At 65.3% G+C, this 19912-nt stretch carries 17 protein-coding genes; 9 read left to right on the top strand and 8 right to left on the bottom strand.

Features of this window, described 5'->3' with window-relative positions:
* The first annotated feature begins 69 nt into the window (after nt 1–69).
* A complete protein-coding gene (gene speA / locus HBF24_RS07955) occupies nt 70–1956 on the top strand; it encodes an arginine decarboxylase (protein ID WP_167171516.1) in 1887 nt (628 codons plus the stop codon).
* A 22-nt stretch (nt 1957–1978) separates the two neighbouring features.
* Here the strand turns inward: speA and HBF24_RS07950 are convergent, their stop codons facing one another.
* Complete coding sequence (locus HBF24_RS07950; RefSeq protein WP_167171513.1) at nt 1979–2740, bottom strand: SDR family NAD(P)-dependent oxidoreductase; 762 nt, start codon at nt 2738–2740, stop codon at nt 1979–1981.
* Nucleotides 2741–2869: 129 nt separating this feature from the next.
* On the opposite strand from HBF24_RS07950, the gene HBF24_RS07945 reads away from it, so the two are divergent.
* Nucleotides 2870–3826 (top strand): RDD family protein, encoded by a 957-nt coding sequence (locus HBF24_RS07945; RefSeq protein ID WP_167171510.1) that lies wholly within the window; start codon nt 2870–2872, stop codon nt 3824–3826.
* Nucleotides 3827–3914: 88 nt separating this feature from the next.
* Here the strand turns inward: HBF24_RS07945 and HBF24_RS07940 are convergent, their stop codons facing one another.
* From HBF24_RS07940 to radC, 3 genes are all read right to left on the bottom strand, one after another.
* Nucleotides 3915–4511 carry an SPOR domain-containing protein gene (locus HBF24_RS07940; protein WP_167171508.1) on the bottom strand — a complete coding sequence of 199 codons (597 nt, stop codon included), beginning with the start codon at nt 4509–4511 and terminating at the stop codon, nt 3915–3917.
* A gap of 51 nt (nt 4512–4562) precedes the next feature.
* The gene (gene argS, locus HBF24_RS07935; protein ID WP_167171505.1) at nt 4563–6251 is read right to left on the bottom strand and encodes an arginine--tRNA ligase; all 1689 of its coding nucleotides are present in this window, start codon (nt 6249–6251) and stop codon (nt 4563–4565) included.
* Nucleotides 6252–6705: 454 nt separating this feature from the next.
* Nucleotides 6706–7374, bottom strand: coding sequence for a DNA repair protein RadC (radC, locus tag HBF24_RS07930; RefSeq protein ID WP_167171502.1), 669 nt, complete (start codon nt 7372–7374; stop codon nt 6706–6708).
* 132 nt (nt 7375–7506) lie between these two features.
* On the opposite strand from radC, the gene coaBC reads away from it, so the two are divergent.
* Genes coaBC through HBF24_RS07915 form a run of 3 tightly spaced genes read left to right on the top strand, consistent with a single transcriptional unit; the run spans nt 7507 to nt 11551 of the window.
* Nucleotides 7507–8718: a bifunctional phosphopantothenoylcysteine decarboxylase/phosphopantothenate--cysteine ligase CoaBC gene (gene coaBC, locus HBF24_RS07925; RefSeq protein ID WP_167171499.1), complete on the top strand. Its 1212-nt coding sequence runs from the start codon at nt 7507–7509 to the stop codon at nt 8716–8718.
* Nucleotides 8715–9170: a dUTP diphosphatase gene (gene dut, locus HBF24_RS07920; protein WP_167171496.1), complete on the top strand. Its 456-nt coding sequence runs from the start codon at nt 8715–8717 to the stop codon at nt 9168–9170. Before coaBC ends, dut begins: the two co-directional genes overlap by 4 nt.
* A gap of 29 nt (nt 9171–9199) precedes the next feature.
* Complete coding sequence (locus tag HBF24_RS07915; protein WP_343162731.1) at nt 9200–11551, top strand: phosphomannomutase/phosphoglucomutase; 2352 nt, start codon at nt 9200–9202, stop codon at nt 11549–11551.
* A 96-nt stretch (nt 11552–11647) separates the two neighbouring features.
* Here the strand turns inward: HBF24_RS07915 and HBF24_RS07910 are convergent, their stop codons facing one another.
* On the bottom strand, nt 11648–12331 hold the full coding sequence (locus HBF24_RS07910; RefSeq protein ID WP_167171493.1) for a DUF4124 domain-containing protein: 684 nt from the start codon (nt 12329–12331) through the stop codon (nt 11648–11650).
* Nucleotides 12332–12387: 56 nt separating this feature from the next.
* Nucleotides 12388–13035, bottom strand: a complete 648-nt coding sequence (gene pyrE, locus HBF24_RS07905) for an orotate phosphoribosyltransferase (protein ID WP_167171490.1) — start codon at nt 13033–13035, stop codon at nt 12388–12390.
* Nucleotides 13036–13191: 156 nt separating this feature from the next.
* Here pyrE and HBF24_RS07900 point away from each other — a divergent pair, with 156 nt between their 5' ends.
* Genes HBF24_RS07900 through HBF24_RS07890 form a run of 3 tightly spaced genes read left to right on the top strand, consistent with a single transcriptional unit; the run spans nt 13192 to nt 15580 of the window.
* Nucleotides 13192–13962 carry an exodeoxyribonuclease III gene (locus HBF24_RS07900; protein WP_167171488.1) on the top strand — a complete coding sequence of 257 codons (771 nt, stop codon included), beginning with the start codon at nt 13192–13194 and terminating at the stop codon, nt 13960–13962.
* 1 nt (nt 13963) lies between these two features.
* Nucleotides 13964–15259, top strand: coding sequence for an MFS transporter (locus HBF24_RS07895; protein WP_167171485.1), 1296 nt, complete (start codon nt 13964–13966; stop codon nt 15257–15259).
* A gap of 24 nt (nt 15260–15283) precedes the next feature.
* Nucleotides 15284–15580, top strand: coding sequence for a hypothetical protein (locus HBF24_RS07890; RefSeq protein ID WP_167171481.1), 297 nt, complete (start codon nt 15284–15286; stop codon nt 15578–15580).
* 84 nt (nt 15581–15664) lie between these two features.
* On the opposite strand, the gene HBF24_RS07885 is transcribed toward HBF24_RS07890, so the two are convergent.
* Nucleotides 15665–16786, bottom strand: coding sequence for an anhydro-N-acetylmuramic acid kinase (locus HBF24_RS07885; protein WP_167171478.1), 1122 nt, complete (start codon nt 16784–16786; stop codon nt 15665–15667).
* Between the two features lie 6 nt (nt 16787–16792).
* Entirely contained in the window at nt 16793–18250 is a 1458-nt protein-coding gene (locus tag HBF24_RS07880; RefSeq protein ID WP_167171475.1) for a peptidoglycan DD-metalloendopeptidase family protein, read from the bottom strand.
* A gap of 204 nt (nt 18251–18454) precedes the next feature.
* On the opposite strand from HBF24_RS07880, the gene tyrS reads away from it, so the two are divergent.
* Complete coding sequence (gene tyrS, locus HBF24_RS07875; protein ID WP_167171472.1) at nt 18455–19663, top strand: tyrosine--tRNA ligase; 1209 nt, start codon at nt 18455–18457, stop codon at nt 19661–19663.
* Nucleotides 19664–19912 lie beyond the last annotated feature (249 nt).

The following is a 19912-nucleotide window of genomic DNA, read 5'->3' as shown; positions in this document are numbered from 1 at the left end:
AGACCGGCCGGCGCTGTTTGCCGCGCCTGGACCGCCGGTCGGCACCGACAACCCCGGGAGATACGGCCGATGAGCGACTCGTGGACCCTCGATGACGCCCGCCGCACCTATTCCATTCCGTACTGGAGCGACGGCTACGTCGACGTCAATGATGCCGGCCACGCGGTGGTGCGCCCGCGCGGCCAAGCCGGTCCCAGCCTGAGCCTGCCCGAGGTGGTCGATACCGCACGCAGCCAGGGCTTGCGTCTGCCGTTGCTGGTGCGCTTTCCGGACATTCTGGCCGAACGCTTGAAACGCCTGCAGGCCGCCTTCGGGCGGGCCATGGACGAGCATGGCTACAGCGGCGGCTACACCGCCGTCTATCCGATCAAGGTCAACCAGCAACGTGGCGTGGCCGGCGAACTGGCGCAGGCCGGTACTTCCGGCTTTGGCCTGGAAGCGGGCTCCAAGCCGGAGCTGATGGCGGTACTGGGATTGGCGCGTCCTGGCAGTCTGGTGGTCTGCAACGGCTACAAGGACCGGCAATATGTGCGCCTGGCGCTGCGCGGCATCCAGCTCGGCCTGCGCGTGCACATCGTGGTGGAAAAACCGTCCGAACTGGAACACGTGATTGCCGAATCGCACGCGCTGGGCGTGACGCCGCTGTTGGGCGTGCGTGTGCGTCTGGCTTCCATTGGCGCCGGCAAGTGGCAGAACACCGGAGGTGACAAGGGCAAGTTCGGGCTCTCGCCGCGACAGGTGCTGGCGTTGATCGAGCGTCTGGACCAGGCCGGCCTGAAGGACAGCCTGCAGCTACTGCATTTTCACATGGGCTCGCAGATTTCCAATGTACGCGATATCGCCTCCGGCATGCGCGAGGCGGTGCGTTACTACGTGGAGCTGCGCAAGCTGGGCGTGCCGCTGGCCATTGTCGATGCCGGTGGCGGCCTGGGCGTGGACTACGAGGGCACGCGTTCGCGCAGTTTCAACTCCATCAACTACTCGATGGAGCAGTACGCCATGAGCCTGGTGCAGCCGCTGGCCGAAGCCTGTCGCGAGCAGGACGTGCCGATGCCGCACATGGTCACCGAGGCCGGTCGTGCCATGACCGCGCACCACGCCGTGCTGGTGGTCAACGTGTCCGAGGTCGAGCGCGTGCCCGAAGGCGAAGTGGCGCCGGCGGCCGAGGATGAGCCGGCTGTGCTGCGCCATCTGCGCGACGTGCATGGCGCGCTGGGCGAGCGCCCGGCGCTGGAGTTGTTCCACGAGGCCCAGCATCATCTGGCCGAAGGACAGACGCTGTATGCCCTGGGCCAGCTGGATCTGGCCCAGCGCGCGCGTCTGGACGATCTTTACTACGCCATTGCCAATGCCGTGCGCGGCCGCCTGAAACCGGAAGAGCGCTCGCATCGCCAGGCGCTGGATGAGCTGGACGAGAAGCTGGTCGACAAGTACTTCGCCAATTTCTCGGTGTTCGAATCCATTCCGGATGTGTGGGCCATCGACCAGGTGTTTCCGATTGCGCCGATTGCACGCCTCGACGAAGCGCCGACGCGGCGCGGCGTGCTGGTCGACATGACCTGCGATTCGGACGGTCGCATCGATGCCTACGTCGATGCCGAGGGCCTGGACGTGAGCCTGCCGCTGCATGCGCCTCGCGCCGATGAATCCTACCGGCTGGGCATTTTCATGGTCGGCGCCTATCAGGAGACGCTGGGCGACATCCACAACCTGTTTGGCGACACCGACGCGGTCAACGTGCGCATCGCCGGTGACGGCTTTGCCTTCGATCACATCCGCCGCGGCGATACCACCGACCTGATGCTCGATTACGTCGGCTACAGCCTGGACGCACTGCGCGAAACCTACGCCGAGCGCATTGCCTCGGCAGGCATGGATCAGGCCACCGGCGAGGCCACCGCCGCCGATTTGGAAGCGGGCCTCACCGGTTACACCTATCTCAAGGAAGGCCCTTGAGCGAAAGCACCCGCGCCTGAGCTCAGGCCTGGGTGTCGCGGTACGCCTGCAGGCCGGCCGCCGACTGGCTGGTCGGCATCACTTCGATGCGATTGACGTTCAGGTGCGGCGGCAGGTGCGCGATCCAGGCCACCGTTTCGGCGATATCTTGGGCGGTGATCGGGTGCGTGCCGGCGTAAAGCTGGTCCGAGGCGGCCTGATCGCCACCGGTGCGCACCAGGGTGAATTCGGTTTCGGCCATGCCCGGTTCCACCGACGTCACGCGCACGCCGGTGCCATGCAGGTCGGTGCGAAGGCCCAACGAGAACTGTGTGACGAAGGCCTTGGTGCCGCCGTAGACGTTGCCGCCCCTGTACGGGTAGCTGGCCGAGATCGAGCTGATGTTGACGATGGCGCCACGGCGCTCGATCAGGCGCGGCAGCAGCGCGTGTGTCAACGTGACCAGGGCGGTGACGTTGGTGTCGATCATCTGCCGCCACTGCGCCAGGTCGGCCTGTTGCGCCGGTTCCGTGCCCAGCGCAAGGCCGGCGTTGTTGACCAGCAGGTCGATGCCGGAAAACGCCTCGGGCAAGGCATCGAGCGCGGCCCGCATGGCCTTCGCGTCGCGGATGTCGAACGCGGCCGCGTGCACCTTGTCCGCGCCCAGCCGCGCCGCCAGCGCCTCAAGCCGCTCGGCACGCCGGCCGCAGATCACCACTTGCCAACCATCGTTCACCAGTCGTTCGGCAATGGCCGCACCAAATCCGGAGCTGGCTCCGGTCACCAGGGCTGTCTTTATGCTCATGTGCTCAAGTGTAGCGGTTCCGATCCGGATGGCGCAGGCTTTCGGTTACAGTGCGACGGTCACGGGGACATGCCAAGAGGGGGCAACATCATGACAAACCAATGGTCGGTTACCTTGACCGGCGAGCCCATGTCCGGCGTCGCAGCCGAGGCCATGTGGCCGGCGCTGGCGCGGTGGTTCAAGCTGGATGAGGCCAGCTTCTCGGCGCGCGTGCGCGAACGGGTGCCGATGAGCCTGACACCCGGCACCGCCGAGCAGGCGAACGCGCAGGCGGCCGAGCTGGAAGCGTTGGGCGCGCAAGCGGTGGCGCTGGAAGAGGTTGACGCGCGCCGTTTCTGGATTCGCCATGGCGGTCGCACCTGCGGACCGGTGAGCGCCGCGTTCGCCGCACATGCGCTCAGTAGCGGGCAGTTCAGTGCCGACAGTCATGCCTGCGTGCATGGCGGCAGCCAATGGCAGCGACTGGACCAGGCGTTGGCCGCCGGCACGCGCGATGAAGCTAGCCCGCCGCCGGTGCCGCCGGTAGCTTCCGCCACGGCGCGAGCGACGTCACCGCGGCTCACCGGCCCCCTGCCGGTGCACGATCAGGCGCCGGACCTATACGCCGGTTTCTGGCGCCGCGCCGGTGCCTACCTGATCGACGGCATTCTGCTGACGGTGGCCTGCGGTGTGTTGCGTGCGGTGGTCGGCTTCCCGGGACATATGACCATGATGGACTGGTCGGGCGGTGATTTTCATCATTTCCATGGCTACCACCACATGGCCTACACCGGCGGCAACCTGTTTGCGCTGCTGGTGGGCTGGCTCTACTACGCGTTCATGGAATCCTCGTCGCGCCAGGCCACGCTGGGCAAGATGGCGCTGGGACTGCTGGTGACCGACGAGGCCGGCCGTCGTATCGGCTTTGGTCGCGCCACCGGGCGCTACTTCGGCATGCTGGTTTCCTGGCTGACGCTGACCATCGGTTTCATGCTGGCCGGCTGGACCGCGCGCAAGCAGGCCCTGCACGACATGATGGCCGGCGCGTTGGTGGTCACCGGCGACGGCCTGAAGCGCCAGTTCGCCGAGCGTTCGCCAACGCCCTGACGCCTTGGGGCGACGCATGAAAAACGGCCCGGCAGCTACTGCCGGGCCGTTTGTGTTTTTTCGGACCTGTCCTGAGAGAGGATGGGTCTTACTGGGTTTCTTTAAGCGCGATGGCGTGGATACCGGCCGCGGTGAGCTTCTTCTTTACCGCTTCCAGATCCGAGGCCGATTTGTACGGCCCCAGACGCACGCGGTTCCAGGTTTGCCCGTTGACGGTGACCTGCTGCACGTTGGCGACAAAGCCCTGCAGCGCCAGCTTGGCCTTCACCGCGTCGGCATCCGAGGCGCTGGGGAACGAGCCCACCTGCAACAGATAACCGGTGCCGCTACCGGCGCTGGCCGGGCTGCTGGCGGTGTTGGCCGACGCGTTGCCGGACTCGGCCTTGGCCTGCTTGGAGATCTCCGCATCGGGGATCACCACTTCCTTCTCCGGCAACACCGAATAGAAGTCGTAGCTGGGTTTCTTCTGCGCCTGGTCGGCGACGCCCGGTTCGCTGCCACGTTGGGCGGTGGCCTGCGGATTGGGCGTGGGGCCGTCGTGCTTGCGCGTGATCGGCAGATAACCACCGCGCATCACCGCGGCCATGCCGATGGCGCCGATGACCAGACCGATCACCACCCAGATCCAGGCCGGCCAGCCGCCGTTGCGAACTGCCTGCCTGCCCTTGCCTTTGCGTGCCGCCATGTAGGTGTATCTCCGGAAGATTCGAGTGAAAGTGTACGCGTCGCGGGCTTACTACATGCTTTCCGGCGCGGACAGGCCCAGCACATCCAGACCGTTGCGCAGCACCTGGCGCGTGGCCACCACCAGCGCCAGTCGGGCCTGGCGCACGGCATCGTCGTCGACCAGGAACTGGTGCGAGTTGTAATAGGTGTGCAGTGCCTGTGCCAGTTCGCGCAGCCAGCCGGCCATCAGGTGCGGTTCGCGGTTGGCGGCGGCCGATTCAAGCATTTCCGGATAGCGCGAAAGCTCGCTCATCAGCGCCTGTTCGTGTTCGTTGCCCAGCGTATCGAGCGCGGCGAGGCCCGCTTCCAGGTCGAAACTCAGGCCCTTTTCCTGGCACTGGCGCAGCACCGAGCACACCCGCGCATGCGCGTACTGGATGTAATAGACCGGGTTGTCGTTGGACTGCGAGCGCGCCAGGTCGATGTCGAACACCAGCTGCGAATCGCCCTTGCGCGAGATCAGGAAGTAGCGCGTGGCATCCTTGCCGACCTCGTCGATCAGCTCGCGCAGGGTCACGTAGCTACCGGCGCGCTTGGAGATTTTCACTTCCTCGCCGCCGCGCATCACCGTGACCATTTGATACAGCACGTAGTCCGGGTAGCCCTTCGGAATGCCGGCGTCCAGTGCCTGCAAACCGGCCTTCACGCGTGCCAGTGAGCCGTGGTGATCGGCGCCGAGCACGGTTTCGGCGTGCTCGTAGCCGCGCTGCCACTTGGACAGGTGATAGGCCACGTCCGGCACGAAATAGGTGTAGGTGCCGTCGGACTTGCGCATCACGCGGTCCTTGTCGTCACCAAAGTCGGTGCTGCGAAGCCACAGCGCGCCGCCTTCCTCGTAGGTATGGCCGCGCTCGGTCAGGCGCTTGACGGTTTCTTCGACCTTGCCCTGGGTGTAGAGCGAGGACTCCAGGAAGTAGACATCAAAGTGGATGCCGAACGCCTTCAGGTCCAGATCCTGCTCACGGCGCAGATAGGCCACGGCAAAATCGCGGATCGCCTCCAGGTTTTCGGCATCGGCCGCGCCGGTGACGGTGCGATCGTCGGCCACCACCGACTCGCCGGCCAGATAAGCGCGCGCCACCTCGGCAATGTAGTCGCCGCGGTAGCCATCTTCCGGCCAGCCTGCGTCGCCCGGCGCCAAGCCACGGCAACGGGCCTGGGTGGAGATGGCCAGGTTCTGGATCTGCACGCCGGCGTCGTTATAGTAGAACTCGCGCGTCACCTTCCAGCCGGTGGCCTCCAGCAGGCGGCTGATGCAGTCGCCCAGCGCGCCGTTGCGGCCGTGACCGACGTGCAGCGGTCCGGTGGGATTGGCCGAGACGAATTCGACGCCCACGTGATGACCGGCGCCGGTCTGGCTGCGCCCGTAGATGTCGCCTTGGGCGATGATCTGGCGCAGTTCCTGATGATAGGCCTGGGCCGACAGGAAGCAGTTGATGAAGCCCGGTCCGGCAATCTCCACCTTGGCCAGCAGCGTGTTCTCGGGCAGCTTGGCGACCACCGCCTCGGCGATCTCGCGTGGCTTGCGGCGCGCGGCGCGGGCCAGGGTCATGGCCACGTTGCAGGCGAAGTCGCCGTGCTCGCGGCTGCGCGTACGCTCGATAACGAAGTCGGGCGTCTTAAGGTCGGCGGGCAGGGTGCCGTCTTGCTGCAGTGCGACAAGCGCCTGCAGTACCAGTTCACGTAGCTGCTGTTTCACGAGATGGGATGGGTCTTGTACAGGACCGGTAATGCTAACAGCCTCGGGCACTTGGGAGAATCATCCTTGCGTTGGGCACAGCGGTGGACGAACTTGTGGATAAGTCTGTGAGCAAGATGCCGACCCACGTGATGATGCGGCTTTTGGGACTAAGAAACTTTCCAAGCCGCATTGCAATATCAAATATAATCAAATACTTGAATTATTGATGTCGCAATCATGTCTAACAATTGGCAGCAACTGCCTCTTTGCGGCGATTGTGAATAACTTGCTGGCAAGGCGGCTGAAGGCATACGTCATACGCCTGTCACGGGCGCTGCGCACAATGCGCGGCGTCCGGCGGCGTTCTCCCCCGTTTGCCGGCGCCAAGGAGTGCGGTGTGGGGCGCTCCTTGATTCCCCCAAGGCGGCGGCGAGGTGTGGTGGCCTCGCCGCTGTTTTTTTTTGCCTTTCTTCTAGATCAGGCCGCGCTCGGCCATCGACACCGGCGCTGCAGCCCCGACCACCAGGTGGTCCAACACGCGCACGCCGACCAGTTCCAGCGCCCGGCGCAGGGTCTGTGTAATGTCACGATCGGCAGCACTGGGCTCGGCAACACCCGACGGGTGGTTGTGCGCGAAGATCACCGCCGCGGCATTGTGTGCCAGGCAGGCACGCACCACTTCGCGTGGGTGCACGCTGGCACTGTCGATGGTGCCGCGAAACAGCTCCTCGAAGGCCAGCACGCGATGGCGATTGTCCAGATACAGGCAGGTGAACACCTCGTACGGGCGATGCTGCAGCTGGGCTTTCAGAAACGCCGCGCTGTCGGCCGGTCCACCCAGGCCGGGTCCGCGTTGCAGCGGTTCGGCCAGTGTGCGACGGGCCAGTTCCAGCGCCGCGCCCAGGCGGGCGCGTTTGGCCGGCCCAAGTCCAGTGGCCTGGGGTGGCGCATCACTGGCCAGCAGAGCTGCCAGGCCGCCATGCGCCGCCAGCAGTTCACGACCCAGCGCGACGGCGTCCTTGCCGCGCACGCCCGAGCCCAGCAATACCGCGATCAGCTCGGCGTCGGACAGAGCGCCGGCGCCCCGTGAAAGCAGCTTCTCACGCGGACGCTCGCCCTCGGGCCAGTGCTGAATACTCATGCCGGCGGCAAGCCGTGGGGTTCAGTGCGGTCCATCAGCTGAGTATCCCTGCAATGGCGGTACATCGGACAGCGGCGCAGCCGGGTGAATCCGGTAAGCTAGGGGCTTGGTCCTTCGTCAGTGTGTTCCGACATGAGTCTCGCCCAACGCCGCATCCTGCTGGGAGTATCCGGCGGCATTGCCGCCTACAAGGCCTGCGATCTGGTCCGTCGGCTGCGTGAGTCCGGCGCCGAGGTGCGCGTGGTGATGACCGAGGGCGCCACCCACTTTGTCACCGCGACCACCTTCCAGGCGCTGTCGGGCCATCCGGTGCGCACCGCCTTGTGGGATGCCGCGGCCGAAGCGGCGATGGGACATATCGAACTGGCGCGCTGGGCCGAGCACATTCTCATCGCGCCGGCATCGGCCGACCTGCTGGCGCGTCTGGCCCATGGCATGGCCGACGATCTGCTGACCACGTTGTGCCTGGCCAGCCATGCGCCGGTGTCGGTGGCGCCGGCCATGAATCAGGCGATGTGGGCGCATCAGGCTGTGCAGACCAACGTAGCAGTGCTGCGCAAGCACGGTGTGGCGATTCTGGGCCCGGGCAGCGGCAGCCAGGCCTGTGGTGATGTTGGTGACGGCCGCATGCTCGAGCCGCTGGAGTTGCGCGAGGCGCTGGCGGCCCGCTTTGCCGGTGGCGCACTCCAGGGGCGTCGGGTGCTGGTCAGTGCCGGGCCCACCTACGAGGACATCGATCCGGTGCGTTTCATCGGCAACCGCAGCTCCGGGCGCATGGGCTTTGCCGTGGCGGAAGCAGCGGCTGCCGCCGGCGCCTCGGTAACCCTGGTGGCCGGACCGGTCAGCCTGCCCACGCCCGCCGGCATGGCCCAGCGCATCGATGTGCGCAGCGCACGCCAGATGCACGAGGCGGTGATGGCGCAGGCGCCCGAGGCCGACATCTACATCGCCACGGCCGCCGTCGGCGATTACCGTGTCGCCGAGGTTGCAGACAAGAAGCTGAAAAAGCGCGATGGTGCGCCGATGCAGCTCAACCTCACCGAAAACCCGGACATCGTCGCCGATGTCGCCGCGCTCGAGCGGCGGCCGTTCGTGGTCGGCTTTGCCGCTGAAACCCATGACGTGGCCGATTACGCGCGCTGCAAGCTCGAGCGCAAGGGCCTGGACATGATCGCCGCCAACCAGGTGGGCAACGGCATGGGGTTCGAGACCTGCGACAACGCGCTGACGGTGTACTGGGCTGATGGCGAGAAGGTACTGCCGCGTGCCTCCAAACAGGCGCTGGCCGAGGCGCTGGTGGCGCTGGTGGCCGAGCGCCTGCAAGTCAAGGAAAGCAATGCATGATTGATGTCGAGCTGAAGATCCTCGACCCGCGACTGGGTGACAGCATCGCGCTGCCGGCCTACGCCACCGATGGCAGCGCGGCGATGGACCTGCGTGCCGCCCCCGAGGCCGCGCTGACCCTGGCGCCCGGTGAAAGCGCGCTGATACCCAGTGGTGTGGCCATTCATATCGGCGATCCGGACTGGTGCGCGCTGCTGCTGCCGCGCTCGGGGCTGGGTCACAAGCATGGCCTGGTGTTGGGCAATCTGGTCGGACTGATCGATGCCGATTACCAGGGCCCGCTGATGATTTCGTGCTGGAACCGGGGCCAGGCCTCGTACACCATCGAACCTGGCGATCGCATCGCACAGCTGATGTTCGTGCCGGTGTCGCAGGCGCGATTCAAGGTGGTCGATACATTTGCACCCACTACCCGTGGCGATGGAGGGTTTGGTTCCACGGGGGTAGGCTAGGCATCAGGGGATTTCAGGGGGGAGGGGATGTGAAGGCACGAAGCGGGAAAACGCGCGCGCGCGCGGCGCGACCCTGGTGGCATCCACTGGCCTTGGCCGGCGCCACCTTGCTGGGCCTGCTGGGGTTGTTCCTGGTGTGGCAGGCCTGGGTAATGATGGACGACGCCCAGGCCAGCCAGCGCATGCGGCAGGTGGGTGCGCATGCCGAAAAAGTGGTTGCCAGCTACATCCATGACAAGCGCAGCCAGGTTCAGCAGATGCTGGCCGACGGCGTGGTGCAGCAGGCGCTGGTCAGTGGCGACGAGGGGGGGCGGCAGGCGGCCGCCGCCAGAGCGCGCCAGCTGCTGCCCGGCGTGACCCAGGTGGATTTCTACAGCGCCTCGCTGGACGAAGTCATAGACGCCGGCAATTATCATCATTTTGGCTATGCCAAGGCCGCGCAGCTGATCGATATCCAGGCCCGGCGACATGCGCCCCAATTTGAAACCACCCACCGTGGCGGCAGCCGCGCGCTGACCCTGGTGCAGCCGGTAAGCTCGAATGGCCAGCTGCTGGGTTATGCCTGGCTGCAATGGCCTTTTGCCCCGCTTCAGCAGGCATTCGCTAAGGTGGATGCTGGGCCGGGACGCGTCGAATTGCGCGAAGGTGACGGCGATGGCTGGGTGCTGGCCGCTCATGGCGCCAGCACGGCCGAGCCGGGAGCCAGTCGCAAGGGCGTTCCCGACAGTGACCTGAGCATCGCCACCGCGCTGCCGGTGCCGTTTGTGATGGCGCCGCGGCCATGGCCGTTGTCCGCCGTGATCGGCCTGTTGTGCCTGTTCGGTGCCGGCGCGCTGCTGTGGTATCGCGCCAGGGCGCCCAGATCTACAAATGCCACGGAAATAGAGGAACCGACCTTGTCAGATGTAACCCGCCAGATGGCGGCCGAGGAAGCCGCCGCCAAGTCCGCCGCCAAACCGGCGCCGGTGGCCGAGCCGGCCAAGCCGGCCGCAACGGTCTCCGTGGACCGGCACATGTTCCGCGCCTATGACATTCGCGGCGTGGTTGGCAAGACCCTCAACGCTGAGGTCGCGCGGTTGATCGGCCAGGCCATCGGCTCGCTGATGGCCGAAAGCGAGCTTACGGAAATCGTGGTCGGTCGCGATGGCCGCCTGTCCGGGCCGGAGCTGGCCGGCGCGCTGGCCGAGGGTCTGCGCGATGCCGGCATTGATGTGATCGACATCGGCGCAGCGCCGACGCCGGTGATCTACTTTGCCGCCTACCGCTTCAATACCGGTTCGGGTGTGGCCGTCACTGGCAGTCACAACCCGCCCGATTACAACGGCTTCAAGATCGTGGTCGGCGGCCAGACGCTGTCGGAGAAAGCGATCCAGGATCTGTACGAGCGCATCGCCGAGAATCGCCTGCACAAGGCCGAGACGCGCGGTGGGCTGCGCCAGGTCGAGGTGCTGGATGATTATGTCGATCGCATCGCCCAGGACGTATCGGCCGAGCGCTCGCTGAAAGTGGTGGTCGATGCCGGCAACGGCATCGCCGGTGCCGTGGCGCCGCGCGTGCTGGAGGCCATCGGCTGCGAAGTGGTGCCGCTGTACTGCGAGGTGGACGGCCAGTTCCCCAACCATCATCCGGATCCGTCCGACCCGAAGAATCTGGAAGACCTGATCCTGTCGGTGAAGCAGACCGGCGCTGACATTGGCGTGGCCTTCGATGGTGACGGCGACCGCCTGGGCGTGGTCACCCGCGAGGGTGAGATCATCTATCCCGATCGCCTGTTGATGCTGTTCGCGCGCGATGTGCTGTCGCGCCAGCCCGGTGCCACCATCATCTATGATGTGAAGTGCACCGGCCATCTGCAAACTGAAATCCTGCAGGCCGGCGGCAGTCCGCTGATGTGGCGAACCGGTCACTCGCTGATCAAGTCGAAGATGCGCGAGACGGAGGCCGCGCTGGCCGGTGAGATGAGCGGTCACTTCTTCTTCGGCGAGCGTTGGTACGGCTTTGACGACGGCATCTATTCCGGCGCGCGTCTGCTGGAGATTCTGGCCGGCGATCTGGAAGGCCGCGCCCCCGAGCAGATTTTCGCCACGCTGCCCAACGGCGTGTCCACACCGGAATTGAAGATTGCCACCGAAGAAGGCGAGAACTATGCCTTTATCGAGCGTTTCCGCGAAAAGGCGCAGTTCGAGGGCGCGCGCCTGACCACCATCGATGGCCTGCGTGCCGACTGGGACGATGGCTGGGGCCTGATCCGTGCCTCCAACACCACGCCGGTGCTGGTGCTGCGCTTTGATGCCGACAGCGCCGCGGCGCTCAAGCGCGTGCAGAAGGCGTTCCGCGAGCAGCTCAAGGCGGTCGACCCGGAACTGAAGCTGCCGTTCTGAGGTTCGACCTTCGCCTCTAGGCGACGATGAAAAAAAGGCCGGCCCGCTGCGGGCCGGCCTTTTTTGTGCCATGACTTGGCAGGAACGCGCCGCGGCTCAGTCGTCCGCGTGACCATCGCCCTGGTCATGATCGCGTGCATCCTGCGCATCGCGCAGCTGGCGGTAGTGTTCCAGCTGTTTGGCTTCGCGCTGACTGGCCTGGCGACGCTCATCTTGAAGATGGGAAAGGGTGTCACGCTGCTCACGCACGGCCTTGCGCTGCTTGGCGATGCGGTCGTTGAGGAACTTGGGCACCGGCTTGTTGGCGCTTTCCAGGTCAGCGGCATGGTTGAGCAGGTCTGACAATGCCTGCTCCTGCGTGCTCAGGTTCAACTGCGTGGTGTGGATCGACTGATCCAGGTGATCGAGCTCGGCCTGCTGCGCCGTCTTGAAGTCGGCGTAGGTGGGATAGGCGGCCAGAAGCTGCGCATCCTCGCGCTGGCGGCGGGCGTCGGCATCGCGCTTGTCGGCCGCGGCTTGATCGCGAGCCTCGGCGTCGGCCCGCTCGGCGGCGGTCAGTGGTCGCTTCACCTTGCGCACCACCAAACCAGCATTGTTGAGTACCTGGTAGCCGTGGTTGATGGCGTCCTGGGTCAGGCTGTCACTGTAATGCGCCTGGCCGTGGCTGTCGGTCCATCGGTAGTGGTAGGCATCGGCCTTGCCGTGCTGGGCGCGCGCCGAAGCACCCGCGGCCAGGGCGAGGGTGGCTGCAATGGTGGCGACAAGCCGCGTGTGGCGCATGGAAACAGGTCTCCTGGTTCGTTGCAGTATAGCCATGGGCGCTGGCGCGCGTCGCTTCAGGCCTCGACGCCGTATTGGCGACGGTAATCGAGCAGCTGCGCATGGGCTTCGCGCAGTGTCTCACGCTCGCCGGCGTACTCGAGCACATCGGCCAGACTGGCGATGGCCACCACCGGCATGCCGTATTCGGCGGCCAGCTCCTGCACCGCCGAGTGCTCGCCCTGGCCGCGTTCCTGGCGATCCATGGCGATCAGCACGCCGGCCGGCGTGGCGCCGTGCTCGGTGATCAGACGCAGCGACTCACGCACCGCGGTGCCGGCCGTCATCACGTCATCGACCACCAGCACCTTGCCCTTGAGCGGCGCGCCGACCAGCGTGCCACCTTCGCCATGGGCCTTGGCTTCCTTGCGGTTGTAGGCAAACGGCACATCGCGCCCGTGCTGGTCGGCCAGCGCGATGGCGGTGGCGCAGGCCAGCGGGATGCCCTTGTAGGCCGGGCCAAACAGCATGTCGAACTCGATGCCCGCTTCGATGGCGGCATGGGCATAGGCACGACCCAGCTCGGCCAGCGCGCGGCCGCTGTCGATGTGTCCCATGTTGAAGAAGTACGGGCTGACGCGGCCGGACTTGAGCGTGAACTGGCCAAAGCGCAGTACGCCGCGTTGCAGGGTCAGGTCGATGAAGTCGCGCTGGAAGGCTTGCACGGATCGCGTTTCCTTTTTGCCAAGTTCGGGCCGTTGCCTGCGATGGTAGCCGATCATGCCGCCACGGCCGCAGCGGTGCCGTGCATTGCTATGATGCGCGCTGGGCATGCCGACACGGTGTGTCGCTTATTCGTAGACGCTTTTTCCGGGAGACTCATGCGCATCATTTCGCTGAACGCCAATGGCATCCGCTCGGCCGGCCGCAAGGGCTTTTTCCAGTGGCTTGAGGCCCAGCAGGCCGATGTGGTCTGCATCCAGGAGACCAAGGCGCAGGAAGATCAGCTGACCGATCCAATGTATCGCCCCGACGGTCACCATTGCTTCTATCACGATGCGCGCTGCAAAAAAGGTTATTCGGGCGTGGCCATTTACGCGCGCCGCGAGCCCGACGAGGTGATCACCCAGCTGGGCAACGAGGACTTCGACCGCGAGGGGCGCTATATCGAGGCGCGTTTCGGCAACCTGAGCGTGGTTTCGCTGTACTGGCCGTCGGGCAGCTCCGGCGACGAGCGCCAGCAGTACAAGTACCGCATGATGGACTGGTTCGCGCCAATTCTGGCCGAGTGGCTGGCCTCCGGGCGCGATTACGTGCTGTGTGGTGACTGGAACATCGTGCGCAGCGAGAAGGACATCAGGAACTGGAAGTCCAACCAGAAAAATTCGGGCTGCCTGCCCGAGGAGCGGGCCTGGATGAACGGCCTGATCGATGGCGATGGCTGGGTCGATGCCTTCCGCGCTGTGAAACCCGATGCCGACAACGAATACACCTGGTGGTCCAACCGTGGCCAGGCCTGGGCCAACAACGTGGGTTGGCGCATCGATTACCAGGTGGTGACGCCGGCGCTGGGCCAGCGCGTGACCGATTGCGCGGTGTATCGCGACGAGCGCTTCTCCGACCACGCCCCGTTCACCGTGGACTACGCCTGACGTGACCGATACAGCTCCTGCCAAGCCGCGCGGCTGGCGTGGCGTCATCGATGCCTTCAAGACGCCGTCGGCACTGACGCTGTTCTTTCTGGGTTTCGGCTCGGGCCTGCCATTTCTGCTGGTGGGCTATACGCTGTCGATCTGGCTGCGCACGTCCGGCTGGGGGTTGGGGCCGATTGGCCTGGTCAGCTTCATCAGCCTCTTGTACGTGCTCAAGTTTGTCTGGTCGCCGCTGCTTGATGCGCATCGCCTGCCGCTGTTCGGGCGGCTGGGGCGCCGGCGCGGCTGGCTGTTTCCCGCGCAGCTGCTGCTGATCGGCGGGCTGGTGGCGATGGGCGTGGTCGGCCCCGCCCATTCGGTGCCGCTGTTCCTGGTGCTGGTGGGCCTGACGGCGCTGGCCGGCGCCACCCAGGACACCATGATCGATGCCTATCGCATCGAAATCGCACCCATCGAGGCGCAGGCGGCGCTGGCGGCCACTTCCACACTGGGTTATCGCATCGGCCTGATCTGTGGCGGCGCGGTGGCGCTGTTCCTGTCGGAGATTTCCTGGCAGGTAGCCTATCTGACCATGGCGGCATTGGCGGTGGTGCCGACGGTGACCACGCTGCTGGTGCGCGAACCGGTGCCGCCCGGCGACGAGGGCGTGCACAAGGTCGATCTGCGTGCCGACTACATCAAGCCGTTCCGCGACTTCTTCCAGCGCAATGGCTGGGCGCTGGGGCTGGCGCTGCTGGCCTTCGTCGGCCTGTTCAAGTTGCCCGACCAGATGCTGGGCGTCATTGCCGGGCCGTTCTACATCGACTCGGGCTTTACCACCGGCGACATCGCCACGGTGTCCAAACTTTACGGCGTGTGGGTCGGCATCGCCGGCGCTTTTGCCGGTGGCGTGGCCGTGGCCGCCTGGGGCATGCGCCGCACGCTGGTGATCGCGGCACTGGCGCTGGCGCTGTCCAATCTGCTTTATATTCTGATGGCGGTGTATCCGGGCCAGTTGTGGACCTTCGTGGCGACCATTTCCGGCGACAACATCTCGCAGGGCTTTGCCGGCACGGTGCTAGTGGCGTTCATGTCGGGATTGTCGGACAAGCACTACACCGCCACGCAGTACGCCCTGCTCAGCTCGCTGGCGTTCCTGCCAGGCAAGCTGGTGGGCGGCGTTTCCGGATACATTGTGGCGGCGTGGGGCTATATAGGCTTTTTCGTATTCAGTGCAGTTTCGATTGTGCCTACACTGCTGTTGATGGCCTGGCTGTGGCCGCGGCTGAACCGGCGGCGGCAAGCACAGGCAGACTGAGGGCTCACGGCGCGGGAGGGCGCCATGTCGGACATTCTGGTACGCCACATTGATGACCCCATGGCCGAGCGCATCAAGACGCTGGCACGCGAGCGCGGATGGTCGATCAACGACGTCGTCCTGCACGCGCTGCGCCATGGCCTGGGTCTGGCCGATGGCGAAGGCTTTGGCGAACACAGCCGCGAGCTGCAGGACATCGCCCACCTGGGCGGCACCTGGGACGCCGATGAGGCGGCCGCTTTCCAGTCTGCACTGGAAGCGATGGCCAGTACGCCCGACGGTTTTGGCGCTCGCCGCGAGGACAGCGCAAGCCAGGACTAGCGTTCGCGCTGTCTAATCGAGTGTATGGCTGGGCGCCTGGATTAGACGTGGCTGATAGCGATAGGACGGAAGGCGCTGTTTCGGCTATCGCACTGGGCGAGGGGCGGCATAACACACGCCGAGCAGCCGAGGCCCGGCGGCGCCGGTAACCGCTGGCAGATTGCCGGGGAGGCCGCGCAGTCGGCGCATGGCCAGCCAGGCGAATCCGGCCGCTTCCACGTGATCCGGGTCCAGGCCGATGGTGGCCACGCTTTGCACGCGCCGCGCCGGCAACGCCGCGGTCAGCGCCTGCATCAGTACCTCATTGTGCACGCCACCGCCACAGACCAGTACGCGCGTGCTGTTCGGCGCATGCCGGTGCACCGCGTCGGCCACGCTTTGCGCGGTCAGCGCCAGCAGCGTGGCCTGCACGTCGGCCGGCGCCAGGGCCGCCACGCCAAAGCGCTCGAGCCAGGCCAGGTGAAAGTATTCGCGGCCGGTGCTCTTGGGCGCCGGTTGGGAGAAATAGGGGTCGGCCAGCATCGCCGAGAGCAACACGTCGTCATGCTTGCCGCTGGCGGCAAAGGCACCGCCGGCGTCGAAGCGCTGGCCGGTATGGCGCTGGCACCAGGCGTCCATCAAACCGTTGGCCGGACCGGTATCCAGCCCCAGCACCCGGTCGGCGCCGAGCACGGTGATGTTGGCAATGCCGCCCAGGTTCAACACCACCTGGCAGGCGCTGTCGGCGCCCAGCACGGCGGCATGAAAGGCGGGCATCAGCGGTGCGCCCTGGCCGCCGGCGGCGACATCGGCGCGGCGAAAATCGGCCACGGTGTCGATGCCGGTACGCTCGGCAATGACGCTGGCATCGCCAATCTGCAAGGTGAAAGGCGTGTCGCCATAGGGGCGGTGGCGGATGGTCTGGCCGTGTGAGCCAATCGCGGTGACCTCGGCGGCGGCGGCCCCGGCGCGCTTGAGCAACGCCAGCGTGGCGGCGGCAAACTGCTGGCCCACTGCCACATCCAGCTGCCCATAGCGATCCAGGTCCAGCTGGCGCTCGCCTTGCGCCACCGCCAGCAGCTGCTCACGCAACCGCTCTGGCCAGGCGTGATTGTGCGCGGCGAGCGTCTGCACCTGGCTACCCTCAAAGCGACACAGCGCCGCATCGATGCCATCCACGCTGGTGCCGGACATCAGCCCGATGAAGAGCGCATCGCGGTCCGGCATGGGCGCTTACTGCATGCCGGCGGAGGCGCCGTTCTTGCCGGGGGTGTTCATCGCCAGACGCATGTCGTGATCCATGGCGTCGATGCGCGCCACCATCGGCTTGATGCGCTGTTTGAACGTGGCCAGCAGCTTCGGCGCCAGCGGCTTGGGCTTGGGCATGGTCACCGTCAGCGGATTGCGCTGCTTGCCGTACACGCGCACTTCATAATGCAGGTGCGGGCCGGTGGCCAGACCGGTCATGCCGACAAAGCCGATCACCTCGCCCTGGGTGACGTGGCTGCCCACATGCAGGCCCTTGGCAAAGCGCGACATATGGCCGTAGGCGGTGGTGTATTCGGCGTTGTGCTTGATCTTGATGAAGTTGCCAAAGCCGCGCGCCCAGCCACGATAGGTGATGGTGCCGTTGCCGGCGGCGTGGATCGGCGTGCCGGTGGGCGCAGCGTAGTCCACACCCTTGTGTGCGCGCGTGTAACCGAGCACCGGGTGCTTGCGGGCCAGGCTGAAGCGCGAGGAGATGCGGCTGAACTTCACCGGCGTGCGTAGCAGGCCGCGCTGCAGCGGGCGGCCGCTCTCGTCGTAGTAGGCATAGCTGCCATCGGGTTTCTTGAAGCGATAGGCGGTGTAGCGCTGACCACGGTTGTAGAACTCGGCGGCGATGATGTCGCCATGATGCAGGTAGGCGCCATCGCGGTAGACATCGTCGTAGATCACCGTGAAGCGGTCGCCCTTGCGGATGTCCTTGATGAAGTCGACATCGTATTTGAAGACATCGGCCAGCTCCACGATCATCGCTTCGCTCAAGCCCGCCTTGGCGCCAGCGCCGAACAGCGACGAGGTGATCACGCCGCTGGCCATGTGCTCGCGGCGCTCCAGCTCGCGTGCCACCACCTTGTGGGTCATGGCATCGCCGTTGACGCGCATCACCACGCGGTGGGTGTCGTCCTGGTCGAAGCGAATGCCCTTGAAGGCGCCGCCTGGACCAATCAGGAACGAAAACTCGTCACCCGGGTGGATATTGCGCAGCACCTGCGCATCCTTGGCCGAGGACAGCACCTGCTGCAGGTCGGAGAAGTTCAGCCCCTGCGACTGGAAAATGTCGGACAGGGTTTGCCCCGGCTGAACATGCACGGTGTGCCATTGTGCCGGCAACGGGGCTTGTTTGGCCGATTCGGGAAGCTTGGGCAGCGGCAGCGCCGTGACCTGGTGTACCGTAGGCGCCGGCGGCGGTGTCATGGCGTTGGCCCAGGCCGGAATCACCACGGCCGAAAGCAGCACCACCAGCAGCGCCGTGCCGGCCAGGATCCAGTGTTCGCGCTTCCAGTTCAGGGAGGTGGCGGTGTCACCCTGGCCCAGCGACCAGTGCGCACAGCGTTTATAGAAGTTTTCGTGGCGGCGTTGCGCCTTGCGGCGAATGGCTTCGCGCCTTGCGCTGTGCGCCAGACGCCCGCTGTGCTGCTGACCCATCGTGCTCCCCGCGCCCGTTTGAAGTGTGAAAGTAATGCGACGACAGGTACCATAGCCAGTCTGTGTAAAGCCCGTCAACGCCTTTCTTTTCAAGATGTTGCGAGGCAGCTTTGGTTAACAGCCAATTAACTCGATTCAGTTCGGTGAAGTCGTTTTTCGTTCGATTGAAACCCGACTGTCACCATGCCCTATATAGAGGAACCCATGAACGACATTGAGCAGGCACTGGCTCTTATCGGCCGCGGCGCGGATGAGATCATCAAGGTGGAGGAGCTGACCGAACGCCTGAAGCAGGGGCGGTCGTTGCGCATCAAGGCCGGTTTCGACCCCACCGCTCCCGATCTGCATCTGGGCCACACGGTGCTGCTGAACAAGATGCGCCAGTTCCAGGACCTGGGGCACACGGTGATCTTCCTGATCGGTGACTTCACCGGCATGATCGGCGACCCCACCGGCAAGAACGCCACGCGTAAGCCGCTCACACCGGAAGATGTGAAGGTCAACGCCGAAACCTACGCCGAGCAGGTCTATAAGGTGTTGGACCGCGACAAGACCGAACTGCGTTTCAACAACGAGTGGTTCGGCCAGATGGGCGCGGCCGACATGATCCGGCTGGCCTCGCGCCACACCGTGGCGCGCATGCTGGAGCGCGACGACTTTGCCAAGCGCTATGCCGCGCAGCAGCCGATCGCCATCCATGAGTTCATGTATCCGCTGGTGCAGGGCTACGACTCGGTGGCGCTCAAGGCCGATGTCGAACTCGGCGGTACCGACCAGAAGTTCAATCTGCTGATGGGGCGCATGCTGCAGGAGCACTACGGCCAGCCGCCCCAGGTGGTATTGACCATGCCCTTGCTGGAGGGCCTGGACGGCGTCAACAAGATGTCCAAGTCGCTGGGCAACTATATCGGTATCAATGAACCGGCCATCGACATCGTCACCAAGGCCATGAAGATTGGCGACGAGTTGATGTGGCGCTGGTTCGAGCTGCTCAGCTTCGACGTCTCGCTGGAGGAGCTGGCCACGCTCGCGGCCGATGTCGCCAACGGCACGCAGAACCCGCGCGACGTGAAGCTGCGCCTGGCCCGTGAACTGGCTGCCCGTTTCCATGGGGCCGCGGCGGCCGAGCAGGCCATTGCCGGTTGGCATGCGGTGGTGCGCGGGCAGGGCGACACCTCACTGTTGCCGTTGGACGAGATCCAGGTGAGTGATGAAGGCCTGCGGCTGCCGGCACTGCTGACCGCAGCGCGGCTGACCCAATCCAACTCCGAAGCCAACCGCAAGATCCGCGAGCGGGCTGTGCGCATCGACTCGCAAGTGGTCGAAGATGCCCAACAGACCTTCCAGGCCGGCTTCGAGGGTGTGCTGCAGATCGGCAAACGCAACTTCGCCCGCGTGCGCCTGGTTGCCTGAATAGTGAAATCAGTCGCTTACGGGTCGACCAGCGCCCGTAAGCGAACGTTGTGAAAAAAAGTTGAAAAAAGAGCTTGCCAAGATCGGGGACGGTCTCTAATATTCGCCCCCCTGCCGCTGACAACGCACCGTTAGGCGGCCGGAAACACCACGTTGGCCTCGGTCGACGGCTCGAAAAAAGATTTCGAAAAGGTGTTGACGGCAACGGAATCTGGTGTAAGATAAGCGGCTCACCTCGGACGAAATGTC

The sequence above is a fragment of the Oleiagrimonas sp. C23AA genome, assembly GCF_011759385.1.
Lineage (GTDB): Bacteria > Pseudomonadota > Gammaproteobacteria > Xanthomonadales > Rhodanobacteraceae > Oleiagrimonas.
This window is presented reverse-complemented; position numbering and strand designations above follow the sequence as displayed.